Origin of the sequence: Arthrobacter sp. CAL618 (genome assembly GCF_000468215.1) — a bacterium.
GTDB lineage: Bacteria > Actinomycetota > Actinomycetes > Actinomycetales > Micrococcaceae > Arthrobacter_D.
Map to the genome: position 1 here is coordinate 1 of NZ_ASZW01000136.1, position 1,125 is coordinate 1,125.

General features: G+C 67.2%; 2 protein-coding genes. Both read left to right on the forward strand.

The window, feature by feature from the left end:
- A partial coding sequence (locus K728_RS18900) for an ATP-binding cassette domain-containing protein (RefSeq protein WP_035747609.1) occupies window positions 1-385 on the forward strand: 385 nt, incomplete at its 5' end.
- 144 nt (window positions 386-529) lie between these two features.
- Window positions 530-1,125: beta-ketoacyl synthase N-terminal-like domain-containing protein (locus tag K728_RS0108300; protein ID WP_019483201.1), on the forward strand; the 596-nt coding region annotated here is incomplete at its 3' end.

A 1,125-nucleotide genomic window follows, 5' to 3' on the forward strand; every position in this document is an offset into this window, starting at 1 on the left:
CCCCCGCCCGTCGATGCGGCTCCTGCCGGCCTTCGCCTCGGGTCTGCAGGGCGACCTGGACGAACACGCCGACCGCCTCCTCAACCTTGGCCTGTTCCGCAGCGCCGACTTCCTGGTTCCCGTCGGGACCCTTTCCGCGGGCCAATACCGCAGGCTTGCACTGGCTCGCCTGCTGGTGGGGCGCTACGACGTCATCCTGTTCGACGAACCCACGAATCACCTCGCCCCGGTGCTGGTGGGGGAGCTCGAAGAGGCTCTGGCCGGGTACGACGGCACCCTCGTCGTCGTCAGCCACGACCGCGAACTCCGGCGGTGGTTCACCGGCCTCCCCGGCGCGAAGGAGTTGCGGCTTGAGGCCGGCCGGGTCGCGGGTCCGCCGGAATAGTTGCGGCACCGCACACAAGCGGTGGGGCAACGCCGGCTTTGCAGGGGAGCCACTTTTCCGGACACATCTGTAATATAGAACGAACGGTCAGTAATTAGGCTGACCGTGTGACTTACACAATCGTTGATGATTCTGGAGGCAGGCATGGCCGAGGCATTTCTGGTCGGCGGGGTACGCACCCCGGTGGGACGCTACGGCGGAGCGCTTTCCGGGGTCAGGCCCGATGACCTCGCAGCGCTCGCGATCCGCGAGGCGGTGGCCCGCGCAGGTATCGACCCCGGGGAAATCGACGAAGTGATCTTCGGCAACGCCAACGGCGCCGGCGAGGAGAACCGCAACGTCGCACGCATGGCCTCGCTGCTCGCCGGACTCCCGGATACCGTTCCCGGAATCACCGTCAACCGGCTCTGCGCCTCAGGGTTGTCAGCCATCATTATGGCCTCCCACATGATCAAGTCCGGCGCCGCCGACATTGTGGTCGCCGGCGGCGTGGAATCCATGAGCCGTGCGCCCTGGGTGATGGAGAAGCCGGCCAAGGCGTTCGCCAAGCCGGGGGACGTGTTCGACACCTCGATCGGCTGGCGGTTCACCAACCCGTTGTTCGCGGCACAGGACAAGACCACCTACTCCATGCCGGAAACCGCAGAGGAGGTCGCCTCGGTGGACGGCATCACCCGCGACGACGCCGACGCCTTCGCCCTGCGGTCCCACCAGCGGGCACTCGCCGCGATTGAGGCGGG